Annotated in this window: 7 protein-coding genes; 4 read left to right on the top strand and 3 right to left on the bottom strand. The window is 70.9% G+C overall.

The features are described 5' to 3' along the window. Window positions 1–3 precede the first annotated feature (3 nt). The 4 genes from glgX to treY are packed head-to-tail and all read left to right on the top strand — an operon-like array spanning window position 4 to window position 9,097. Window positions 4–2,118, top strand: a complete 2,115-nt coding sequence (gene glgX / locus U4Z31_RS05135; protein WP_321809636.1) for a glycogen debranching protein GlgX — start codon at window positions 4–6, stop codon at window positions 2,116–2,118. Between the two features lie 9 nt (window positions 2,119–2,127). Beyond that, on the top strand, window positions 2,128–4,017 hold the full coding sequence (treZ, locus tag U4Z31_RS05130) for a malto-oligosyltrehalose trehalohydrolase (RefSeq protein ID WP_321809635.1): 1,890 nt from the start codon (window positions 2,128–2,130) through the stop codon (window positions 4,015–4,017). After that, complete coding sequence (gene malQ / locus U4Z31_RS05125; RefSeq protein ID WP_321809634.1) at window positions 4,014–6,332, top strand: 4-alpha-glucanotransferase; 2,319 nt, start codon at window positions 4,014–4,016, stop codon at window positions 6,330–6,332. Before treZ ends, malQ begins: the two co-directional genes overlap by 4 nt. Further along, window positions 6,329–9,097, top strand: coding sequence for a malto-oligosyltrehalose synthase (gene treY, locus U4Z31_RS05120; protein ID WP_321809633.1), 2,769 nt, complete (start codon window positions 6,329–6,331; stop codon window positions 9,095–9,097). Before malQ ends, treY begins: the two co-directional genes overlap by 4 nt. Window positions 9,098–9,169: 72 nt before the next feature. Here the strand turns inward: treY and arsN2 are convergent, their stop codons facing one another. From arsN2 to arsB, 3 genes are all read right to left on the bottom strand, one after another. Then, entirely contained in the window at window positions 9,170–9,514 is a 345-nt protein-coding gene (gene arsN2, locus U4Z31_RS05115; RefSeq protein WP_321809632.1) for an arsenic resistance N-acetyltransferase ArsN2, read from the bottom strand. Between the two features lie 123 nt (window positions 9,515–9,637). Next, complete coding sequence (gene arsH, locus U4Z31_RS05110) at window positions 9,638–10,360, bottom strand: arsenical resistance protein ArsH (RefSeq protein ID WP_124528718.1); 723 nt, start codon at window positions 10,358–10,360, stop codon at window positions 9,638–9,640. Window positions 10,361–10,380: 20 nt separating this feature from the next. Next, the gene (gene arsB, locus U4Z31_RS05105) at window positions 10,381–11,451 is read right to left on the bottom strand and encodes an ACR3 family arsenite efflux transporter (RefSeq protein ID WP_124891846.1); all 1,071 of its coding nucleotides are present in this window, start codon (window positions 11,449–11,451) and stop codon (window positions 10,381–10,383) included. Window positions 11,452–11,505 lie beyond the last annotated feature (54 nt).

The following is an 11,505-nucleotide window of genomic DNA, read 5'->3' as shown; positions in this document are numbered from 1 at the left end:
CCCATGCCGACCGCCCTGCCCGCCCGTCTCGAACCCGGCCGCTGCCATCCGCTCGGCGCGGCCTGGGACGGCCTCGGCACCAACTTCGCGGTGTTTTCCGCGCATGCGCAGCGTATCCAGCTGTGCGTGTTCGACCCGACCGGCCGCAAGGAGCTCGCGCGCCTCGACCTGCCCGAATGCACCGACGAGGTATGGCACGGCTACCTGCCGAACGCGCATCCGGGCACCGTGTACGGCTTTCGCGCGGACGGCCCGTATCAGCCGCAGCACGGCCATCGCTTCAATCCGACCAAGCTCCTGCTCGACCCGTACGCGCGCAAGCTGGTCGGTCACTTTCGCTGGTCCGACGCGCTGTTCGGCTATCGCGTGCATTCGAACCGCGCGGACCTGTCGATGGATCGCCGCGACTCGGCGCCCGCGATGCCGAAGGCCGTGGTGGTCGACGAGGCGTTCGACTGGAGCATGGACCGGCGCCCCGACGTGCCGTGGCGCAGCACCGTGATCTACGAGACCCACGTGCGCGGCGCGTCGATGCGCCGCGCCGGGTTGCGCGCGCCGGAGCGCGGCACGTTCGCGTCGCTCGCGCATCCGGCGTTCATCGATCACCTGCTGTCGATCGGCGTGACGACGGTCGAGCTGCTGCCGGTGCACGCGTTCCTGCAGCAGCGTGCGCTCGTGAACCGCGGGCTGCGCAACTACTGGGGCTACGACACGGCCGCGTTCTTCGCGCCGGAGCCGGCCTACCTGTCGACGCGGCGGCTCGACGAGATGCGCATCGCGATCCGGCAGCTGCACGCGGCCGGCATCGAAGTCGTGCTCGACGTCGTCTACAACCACACGTGCGAAGGCAACGAGCTCGGCCCGACGCTGTCGTGGCGCGGCCTCGACAACGCGAGCTACTACCGGCTGCGGCCGGACGACCCGCGCTACCACGTCGACGAGACCGGCTGCGGCAACACGCTGAACCTGTCGCATCCGCGCGTCGTGCAGATGGTGATGGATTCGCTGCGCTACTGGGCGAGCGCGTTCAACGTCGACGGCTTTCGCTTCGATCTCGGCGTGACGCTCGGCCGCGAGGATCACGGCTTCGAGCCGGGCGCGGGATTCTTCGACGCGCTGCGGCAGGACCCGCTGCTCGCGCAGCGCAAGCTGATCACCGAGCCGTGGGATCTCGGCCCCGGCGGCTATCAGCTGGGCCGCCACCCGCCCGGCTTCGCCGAATGGAACGACCGCTTTCGCGACACCGTGCGGCGCTTCTGGCGCGGCGACGCCGGGCAGCGCCCGGAACTCGCCGCGCGGCTCGCGGGCTCGGCCGACCTGTTCAATCATCACCGGCGCCGCACGTGGGCGTCGGTCAACTTCATCACCGCGCACGACGGCTTCACGCTCGCCGATCTCGTGTCGTATGCGGACAAGCACAACGAAGCGAACGGCGAGGACAACCACGACGGCCACGGCGACAACTGCAGCGCGAACTGGGGCGTCGAAGGCGCCACCGACGACGCGTCGATCCGCGACCTGCGCGCGCGGGTCGCCCGCTCGATGCTCGCCACGCTGTTTACCGCGCTCGGCACGCCGATGATCGTGGCCGGCGACGAATTCGGCAGGACGCAGCACGGCAACAACAACGCATATTGCCAGGACAACGAACTGTCCTGGCTCGACTGGGATCTCGCGCGCAGCGACGAAGGCGCGCAGATGACGCGCTTCGTGTCGCGGCTCGCCGCGCTGCGCCGCATGTATCCGCTGATGTCGGCGCCGCGCTATCCGTCCGGCGACCGCGACGGTGCGCCGGGCATGCGCGAGATCGACTGGTTCGACGAGCGCGGCGACCCGCTGAGCGTGCCCGCGTGGGAGGACGGCGAGCGTCGCGCGCTGACGATGCGGCGCGTCGGCACCGGCCGCACCGGGCGCACCGAGGCGTTGCTCGTGATGCTGAATGCGTCGGCCCACGTCGTCACGTTCAAGCTGCCCGCCCCCGTGCTCGACTATCGCGTGCTGCTCGACACCGCGTCGCCCGACGGCGGCCCGCGCGGCTGGCCCGACGCCGGCCTCGACGTCGCCGCGCACGCGGCCGTGATCGCCGTCGCGGCCGTGCCACCCGCCCCGCACTCGTGAGGAGCCGCCATGACGTCACGCACCGCCCATCCGCCCGGCACGCACGCATTCGCGTCGTCGTTCGGCGCGACCTGCCTCGACACGGAACACACGCGCTTCCGGTTGTGGGCGCCCGCGAGCCGCACGGCCGCGGTCGAACTGCACGGCGAACGGCGCGTCGCGATGCTGCCGGCCGGGGACGGCTGGTTCGAGGTCGTCGCGCCGTGCGGTCCCGGCACGCTGTACCGCTTCCTGCTCGACGACGGTCTCGTGGCACCCGATCCCGCATCGCGCTTCCAGCCGCATGACGTGCACGGCCCGAGCCAGGTCGTCGACCCGGCCGCGTACCGCTGGCGCAACGACGCGTGGCGCGGGCGGCCGTGGCACGAGACGGTGCTGTACGAACTGCACGTCGGCGCATGCGGCGGCTATGCGAACGTCGAGCGGCGCCTGGCCGAGCTTGCCGCGCTCGGCGTGACCGCGATCGAGCTGATGCCCGTCAATGCGTTCCCGGGCGCGCGCAACTGGGGCTACGACGGCGTGCTGCCGTTCGCGCCCGCTGCGTCGTACGGACGGCCCGAGGAACTGAAGGCACTCGTCGACGCCGCGCACGGGCTCGGGCTGCAGGTGTTGCTCGACGTCGTCTACAACCACTTCGGCCCCGAAGGTAACCTGCTGCCGCGCTATGCACCGGGATTTTTCCGCGCGGACCGGCAGACCGCCTGGGGGCCCGCGATCGACTTCTCGTGTGCGCAGACGAGCGCGTTCTTCATCGACAACGCGCTGTACTGGCTCGACGAATTCCGCTTCGACGGCCTGCGCATCGACGCCGCGCATGCGATCGACGACGATGCATGGCTGCGCGAGCTCGCCCGCCGCGTGCGCGCGTATGCGGGCGACGCGCGCCACGTGCATCTGGTGCTCGAGGACGAGCGCAATCGGGCGAACCTGCTCGGCCCCGGCGGTTTCGACGCGCAGTGGAACGACGACTTCCACAACAGCGCGCACGTGCTGCTCACCGGCGAGCGCGAAGGCTACTACCGCGCGTACGCCGATGCGCCGCTGCGCCATCTCGCGCGCACGCTCGGCGAAGGGTTCGCGTACCAGGGCGAGCCGTCGCCGCTGCACGACGGCGCGCCGCGCGGCGAGCCGAGCGCGCACCTGCCGCCGACCGCGTTCGTCACGTTCCTGCAGAACCACGACCAGATCGGCAACCGCGCCTTCGGCGAGCGGCTGCGCGCGCTCGCGAACGACGACGCGGTGCGCGCGGCGACCGCCCTGATGCTGCTCGCGCCGCAGGTGCCGCTGCTGTTCATGGGCGAGGAAGTCGGCAGCACGCAGCCGTTCCAGTTCTTCACCGACTATCGCGGCGCGCTCGCCGACGCGGTGCGCGAAGGCCGGCGCCGCGAGTTCGCCGCGTTTTCCGCGTTCGCCGATCCCGCGCATCGCGACGCGATTCCCGATCCGAACGACATCGGCACGTTCATGCGCTCGTCGCCCGGTCATGCCGGTGCGGACACGTGGCCCGACGCCGACGCGTGGCGGCGCTTCTACCGCAGCGCGCTGGCCGTGCGCGCGGCGCTCGTGACGCCGCACCTGCCGGGCGCCCGCGCGCTCGGCGTCGAGCTGCTGTCCGCCGCCGGCAGCGGCAACCGCGACGGTGACGGCAGCGCGGAGGCGCTCGTCGCGCGCTGGCGGCTCGGCGACGGCAGCACGCTCACGCTCGCATTCAATCCCGGCTCGCGCGACGCGCTGCTGCCGATGCTGCCGGTCGGCAAGATCGTGTTCGAGACGCCGCCGCGCGCGCGCGACCGGCTGGCCGAGCGGCGGCTGCCCGCGCGCACCTGCATCGCATGGCGCGACGGTGCGGTCAACCGCGATGCGCTCCATCACCGCACGAACGGGCACACACGACAATGACGACCGACGTGCCGATCGCCGACCTCGCGCGTGCGGCCGGGCTGGCGCCCGACTGGATCGACTCGGGCGGCGTCGCGCGGCGGGTGGGCGACGACGCGCTCGTCGCGCTCGTCGATGCACTCGGCTGGCCATGCGGCACGCCGATCGAGCGGGTCGACAGCGCGGCCGCGCTGACCGATGGCCGGGACGCAACGCCGCAGGTCGTCACCGGCGACGCCGGCGTGCCGCTGACGCTCCCGCGCAGCGTCGCGCCGCCGGGCGCGCGCTTGCGGATCGCGCTCGAAACGGGCGAGCACGTCGACGCTCGCGTGGCCGACGCGGGTGAATCCGGCGCACTGCCGCCGCTCGCGGTGCCCGGCTATCACGCGCTCGAGATCGGCGAGCAACGCATCGGGCTCGCGATCGCGCCGCCGCGTGCGCGGCCGTTCACCGCCGACGACGGCGTGACGGGTGCGCAGCGCCGCTGGGGCATCGCGGCCCAGTTGTACAGCCTGCGCCGCACGGGCGACGATGGCGCGGGCGACTACACCGCGCTCGCCGGCCTCGCCGCGCATGCGGCGCGGCACGGCGCGCACGCGGTCGCGATCAGCCCGACGCATGCCGGCTATCCGGCACTGCCCGAGCACGACAGCCCGTATTCGCCGTCGTCGCGGCGCTGGCACAACGTCGCGTATCTCGACTGCGACGCGGTGCCGGGCGCCGATATCGCGCGGCGAATGCATGGCGCGGCGGCACATGGCACTGCCGCACCCGATACGCCGCTGATCGACTGGCCGCACGTGCTGCCGCTGAAGCTGCGCCGCTTGCGCGCGTGCTTCGATGCGTGGCGCGCGAACGGCGGGCCGTTGCGCGACGCGTTCGAGCAATTCCGTACGGCAGGCGGCGCGGCGCTCGACGCACACGCGCGCTTCGACGCGCTGCAGGCGTTCTGCATCGAACACGGAATCGGCGCGGACTGGCGGCAATGGCCCGCGCCGTGGCGCATGCCGGCTTCGGCCGAGGTCGACGCGTTCGCGCACGCGCATGCCGAGACGATCGCGTTCCATGCGTTCCTGCAATGGTGCGCGTCGGACGCGCTCGGCAACGCACAGCATGCGGCGCGCGAGGCCGGGATGGTGATCGGATTGATCGCCGATCTCGCGGTCGGCGCCGATCGCGCGGGCAGCGACGCGTGGGCGCACGGCACGACGCTGCTGCGCGGCGTGTCGGTCGGCGCGCCGCCCGACCTGTTCAATGCGGACGGCCAGGCCTGGGGCGTGACGACGTGGACGCCCGCCGCGCTGCGCGCGACCGGCTTCGCGCCGTTCGTCGACCTGTTGCGCGCCGCCTTCGCGCGGGCGGGCGGGGTCCGTATCGACCACGTGCTCGGCTTCGCGCGGATGTGGATCGTGCCGGACGGCGGATCGCCGCGCGACGGCGCGTACTTGCACTATCCGCTCGACGATCTCGTGCGGCTGGTCGCGCTGGAGGCGGCACGGCATCGCGCGGTCGCGATCGGCGAGGATCTCGGCACGGTGCCGGCCGGGTTTCGCGAGCGGCTCGGCGCGCGGGGGATCGCGGGAATGCGCGTGTTGTGGTTCGAGCGTGAGGCGGACGGCGCGTTTCGGCCGCCGTCGGCGTGGGATCGCGACACGATCGCGATGACGTCGACGCACGACCTGCCGACCGTGGCGGGTTGGTGGCGTGGTGTCGATCTCGAGTGGCGGCGGAGGTTAGGTGATGCAGATGCAGATGCAGATGCAGATGCAGATGCCTCCGAGGATGCACGCACCGACGACGGGAGTGGCCAAACGCAACGCACCGCGAGTGCGCGTAATGTCGGTGACGACATCGGTCGCGCCGCGGCCGCACACGGAGCGGGACGTTACGAACGAAACAAACCTGCTTTGCGTGACGAGCATCCCGCCAAGGATGTCGGTCACGGCGCGCCCGCCAATCGCGACACGCCGCCGCCCACCCCTGACCTCGCCCTCACTGCGGCCCGGGCCGAACGCGCGACCGAGCGCGCGGCACTATGGCGCGCGTTGCAGCAAGCGGGCTGCGCGCCGCCCGGCGATCCGGTACCGCCTGCCGACACGCCACCCGTCGGTGCAATCCTCGCGTATGTCGCGCGCAGCCCGTCGCCGCTCGCGATCGTGCCGCTCGAGGATCTGCTTGCACTGGACGCCCAACCGAATCTTCCCGGCCCGCCGCGCGGCCATCCGAACTGGCTGCGCCGGCTGCCGCGCGCGGTCGACGCGCTGTTCGACGCCGACGTACGCAAACGCATCGCGGCGCTCGAGCGCGCACGCCGCGCCCGGGAGAAGGACACATGACACCGCGCGCGACCCTGCGACTGCAACTGCACGCCGGCTTCACGTTCGACGACGCGGCCGCGCACGCCGACTATTTCGCGCGGCTCGGTGTGAGCCACCTGTACCTGTCGCCGATCACGACGGCCGAGCCCGGTTCGCTGCACGGATACGACATCGTCGACCATCACACGATCAGCGCGGAACTCGGCGGCGCAGCCGGCTTCCGCCGCCTCATCGACGCGTTGCGCGCGCGCGGCCTCGGCGTGATCGCCGACATCGTGCCGAACCACATGGGCGTCGGCGGCGCATCGAACGGCTGGTGGAACGACGTGCTCGAATGGGGGCCGGCGAGCCCGTACGCGCGCTACTTCGACATCGACTGGCATCCGCCTGACGCGACGCTCCACGGCAAGGTGCTGCTGCCCTGCCTCGGCGCGCCCTACGGCGACGCGCTCGCCGCAGGCGACGTCGCGCTCGGCGCCGAGCCGTCGAGCGGGCGTTTCTTCATCGCATGCCCGGGCAGGACGCTGCCGCTCGCCGCCGCGACCTACGCCGAGATCCTGCGCATCGCCAACCGTGCGGACCTGAACGCGCTCGCCGAACAGTTCGCCGCCGCGCCGGTGCGCGGCAGCACGCGCCTCGCGGACGCGCATACGGCACTGCGCGAATACGCCGCCGCACAGGGCCCGCATGCGTTCGACGCGATACTGCGCGGCGCCGATCCGCGCCGCGCACGCTCGCGCGCGTGCCTGCATCGATTGCTCGAACGCCAGCACTACCGGCTCGCGTGGTGGCGCACGGCCGCCGACGAGCTGAACTGGCGGCGCTTCTTCGACATCGCGACCCTCGCGGCCGTGCGCGTCGAGGACGAAGCGGTGTTCGACGCGGTGCACGCGCTGCCGCTGGCGCTCCATGCGGCCGGCTGCCTCGACGGCCTGCGCGTCGATCACGTCGACGGCCTCGCCGACCCGGGCGCGTACTGCCGCCGCCTGCAGGCGCGGCTCGCCGCGCAGCGCGACGAGCGGCCGTATCTCGTCGTCGAGAAGATCCTCGCGCCGGGCGAGACGCTGCGTGAAGACTGGCGCGTCGACGGCACGACCGGCTACGACTTCATGAACGACGTCGCCGCGCTGCTGCACGATCCGGCTGGCGCGGCGCCGCTCGCCGCGCACTGGGCGGCCGTGTCGGGATCGGCGCGGTCGTTCGCGCAGGAGGCGGTGGACGGCAAGCGGCGCGTGCTGAAGCGGCAGCTCGCCGGCGAGCACGAACGCGTCGCGCGGGCGTTGCACCGCATTGCGCGCGCGGCACCCGCGACGCGCGACCTCAGCCGGATCGCGATTCATCGCGTGCTGGGCGAACTCGCCGTGCACCTTCCCGTGTACCGGATGTACCCGATACCCGGCAACGAGCCGACCGGCGCCGATCGTCGCGTGCTGGCGCACGCGTACGACGCGGCGTGCGCGACGATCGATCCGTCCGACCGCTACGCGCTCGATCGCGTCGCCGGCTGGCTCGGGCTGCCGGGCCTGCGCGCGCCGCGTGCGGATGCCGAGGCGCTGCACGCGGCGCGCGTCGCGTTCGCGCAGCTCACCGCGCCGCTCGCCGCGAAGGGCGTCGAGGATACCGCCAACTATCGCTACGGCCGGCTGCTGTCGCGCAACGAGGTCGGCGCCGATGCGGGCGATTTCAGTCTGTCGCGCGGGGCGTTCCATGCGCGCAACCGCCGCCGCGCGCGCACCGTTCCGCATACGCTCGTCGCGACCGCGACCCACGATCACAAGCGCGGCGAAGATGCGCGCGCGCGGCTCGCGGTGCTCAGCGAAGTGCCGGACCTGTGGCGCGCGGTGTCGCTCGACTGGTCCGCGCTGAATCAGCCGCGGCGCGGCGGCGCGCATCGCGATCTCGCGTGGGCGCCGGGGCCGGCTGCGGAAGCGCTGCTGTACCAGACGCTCGTCGGCTGCTGGCCGCCGGCGCTCGCGCCCGACGATGCGGACGGGCTGGCGACGCTTGCCGAGCGCGTGGTGCGCTGGCAGACGAAGGCGCTGCGCGAAGCGAAACAGCATACGGACTGGCTCGCACCCGACGCGGACTACGAGCGCGACTGCGAACGGTTCGTCCGCGCGATCCTGACGCCGCATGGCGCGGGCGATTTCGTGCACCGGCTGCACGGGTTCGTCGCGCGGATCGCGCCGGCCGGTGTCGTCAACAGCCTCGCGCAGGCGGCGCTGCGGATCGCGTCGCCGGGTGTGCCCGATCTGTATCAAGGTACCGAGTCATGGGATCACTCGCTCGTCGATCCGGACAACCGGCGCGACGTGCCGTTCGCACAGCTCGCGGCCGAGCGGGTCGACGAACCGGTCGCCGCGTACCTGCGGGACTGGCCCGACGCACGCGTGAAGCGCGCACTTGTCGAGCGGATGCTCGCGCTGCGCGCCCGCTGGCCGGCAACGTTCTCGGATGGTGCATATGTGCCGCTGCGCGTGCGCGGCAGGCTCGGGCGGCATGCGCTCGCGTTCGCGCGCTGCGATGCGACGGCGACGGTCGTGGTCGTCGTGACGCGGCTCGCATGCCGGTTGCTCGGCGAAGTGCCGGGGGTGCCGCGCATCGCGCCTGCGGAATGGGGCGATACCGCGATCGTGTTGCCGCGCGGCGCGAGCGAGCGGTGGATCGACTGGCTGAACGGCGGGAGCGAAATCGAGGCGCCGGACGGCATGCTGCGGCTCGATCGCTGTCTTGCCGCGTTGCCGGTGGCGGCGCTGGTGGCAGCCGATACGATGAGCCGGTAGCGGTAATCGGATTTGTGCAAAGACGGTCGGCGCCCCGAGGTGAACCATCTCCCCGCGTTCCAGCATTTCCGCTCAACACGCCAACAACATGGCAGTGGCAGCGTCCGGACACACGCCTTGAAACTGGCTGGACGCCAGCAACGCGCGCGGTACATCCTCGCGGGCGACGCGCACGAAACCAAAACCGGCGAAATAGTCCTCCGCGGTCGTCGTCAGCAACCCGATCGCATGGACCGAGCGTGCGCGGCACGTCGCGATCAGCCGCGCAACGATCGCGCGGCCGACGCCGCTCCCTTGCGCGCGCGGTGCGACGGCGATCGACCGGATCAGCGCGAAGTCTCCGTGGTATTCCATACCGCCGCATCCGGTCAACGCGGGCGGATCGGCGAGCACGATGAAGTTTTCCAGATGCTCCACGACACCCGCAGTCGGCAGGTTCGACGCGCGAAGCAATGCCTCGATCGCGGCCAGGTCGGATAACACTGCAGAACGAAGTTGCATGACATCGATTCCCGATTGGATGAGCGGTACCCGTACGGTTCAAATCCCCCGCTGATTCACCCGCTTCGACAACGCCTCCGCGCTTTCCTTCCGTTCGCTGTACCGGTCGACCAGATACGGGCCGATGTCGCGCGTCAGCAGCGTGAACTTGACCAGTTCCTCCATCACGTCGACGACGCGATCGAAATAGGCCGACGGCTTCATCCGCCCCGCTTCGTCGAATTCCATGAACGCCTTGGCCACCGACGACTGGTTCGGGATCGTCAGCATGCGCATCCAGCGTCCGAGCACGCGCATCTGGTTTACCGCATTGAACGACTGCGATCCGCCGCTGACCTGCATCACCGCGAGCGTCTTGCCCTGCGTCGGCCGCACCGCGCCGACCGACAGCGGAATCCAGTCGATCTGCGACTTCATGATGCCGGTCATCGCGCCATGTCGTTCCGGCGAGCACCAGACCATCCCCTCCGACCACATCACCAGCTCGCGCAATTCGACCACCTTCGGGTGACTTTCGGGCGCATCGTCGGGCAGCGGCAGGCCGCTCGGATTGAACACGCGCACCTCGGCGCCCATCGCCGTGAGCAGGCGCTCGGCCTCCTCGACCAGCAGGCGACTGAACGAACGCTCGCGCAGCGAGCCGTAAAGCAGCAGGAAACGCGGCGGATGCGTCGACGGCGACGCCGGCCGCAAGCGGCTCGCGTCCGGTACGCGAAAGAGTTCAGCGTCGAGTTGCGGCAGGTCGGTCAGTCGGTCGGTCATGGATGGATTCCGTGGTTTGCTCAAGCGCGCTCGTACCAGCCCTTCGACCGGTTCACGATGCGCACCACCAGCAGCATGACCGGCACTTCGATCAGCACGCCGACGACGGTCGCGAGCGCCGCGCCGGAATGGAAACCGAACAGGCTGATCGCGGCCGCGACGGCCAGCTCGAAGAAGTTGGACGCGCCGATCAGCGCCGACGGGCATGCAATGTTGTGCTTCTCGCCCACGGCACGATTGAGCCAGTATGCGAGCGCGGCGTTGAAGAACACCTGGATCAGGATCGGCACCGCGAGCAGCGCGATCACCAGCGGCTGCTTCAGGATCGCTTCGCCCTGGAACGCGAACAGCAGCACGAGCGTGGCCAGCAGCGCGGCGATCGACCACGGGCCGATTTTCGTCATCGCGGCGTCGAACGCAGCTTGCCCGTTCGCGAGCAACACCTTGCGCCAGATCTGCGCGAGGATCACCGGAATCACGATGTAGAGCACGACCGACGTGAGCAGCGTCGCCCACGGCACGGTAATCGCGGACATCCCCAGCAACAGCCCGACCAGCGGCGCGAACGCGATCACCATGATGCTGTCGTTCAGCGCGACCTGCGACAGCGTGAACAGCGGATCGCCGCCGGTCAGCCGGCTCCACACGAACACCATCGCCGTGCACGGCGCGGCGGCCAGCAGGATCAAACCGGCGATGTAGCTGTCGAGCTGGTCCGCCGGCAGCATCGGCGCGAACAGATGCCGGATGAACAGCCAGCCGAGAAACGCCATCGAGAACGGCTTGACCAGCCAGTTCACGACGAGCGTGACGCCGATGCCTTTGACGTGCTGACGCACTTCATGCAACGCCCCGAAGTCGACCTTGACCAGCATCGGGATGATCATCACCCAGATCAGCAGCCCGACCGGCAGATTGACCTGCGCGTACTCCATGCGGCCGATCTGCTGGAACACGCCGGGCAGCATCTGGCCGAGCGCGATGCCGGCGACGATGCACAGCGCGACCCAGACCGTCAGGTAGCGTTCGAAGAAATTGATCGCGGGCTTCGCAATGGCATGGCGAGGCGGGATCGCGTTGGACGTGTTCATCGAAGAGAATTCCGTGCGGGAGCAACGCACGCGGCACGCCGTTTCACGCGCGCC

This window comes from Burkholderia sp. BCC1985, from assembly GCF_905339915.1.
GTDB lineage: Bacteria > Pseudomonadota > Gammaproteobacteria > Burkholderiales > Burkholderiaceae > Burkholderia.
This window is presented reverse-complemented; position numbering and strand designations above follow the sequence as displayed.